The 545-nt window shown below is 42.9% G+C and carries 1 protein-coding gene; it reads left to right on the top strand.

Annotated elements, in window-relative coordinates:
• The coding region (locus AAFP94_RS14885; protein ID WP_409629194.1) for an HYR-like domain-containing protein at nucleotides 1-545 on the top strand (545 nt) is incomplete at both ends.

The following is a 545-nucleotide window of genomic DNA, read 5'->3' as shown; positions in this document are numbered from 1 at the left end:
CCGCCTACTGCTTCAAACCCAGCTGATATTAATGTACAATGTTTAGCTGATGTGCCTGCTGCTAACCCTAATGTGGTCACAGATGAAGCAGATAACTGTGGAACACCTACTGTAACTTTTGTAAGTCAGACTGCTGACCCTGTAAATAATGATGGTACGATCACAAGAACTTATTTGGTTGATGACGGTAATGGAAACACTATCAATGTATTTCAAGACATAGTTATTGATGACACAACCGATCCCAATACGCCCGTTCTTGCAGATGTCAACGTAGGACAATGTAGCGGAACGCCTCCTACTCCTACAACAACCGATAACTGTGCTGGTACAATCAATGGAACCACATCAACTACATTCCCAATTACAACTCAAGGTACAACTGTGGTGACCTGGACCTTTGATGATGGAAATGGGAACTCTATAAATGTCAATCAAAATGTGATTGTTGATGACACTACAGACCCTAATACGCCCGTTCTTGCAGATGTCAACGTAGGACAATGTAGCGGAACGCCTCCTACTCCTACAACAACCGATAACTG

Origin of the sequence: Gilvirhabdus luticola, from assembly GCF_040117515.1 — a bacterium.
Classification (GTDB): domain Bacteria; phylum Bacteroidota; class Bacteroidia; order Flavobacteriales; family Flavobacteriaceae; genus Gilvirhabdus; species Gilvirhabdus luticola.
Note: the sequence above shows the minus strand (reverse complement) of the source record. Positions and strands in the feature narration are given on the sequence as shown.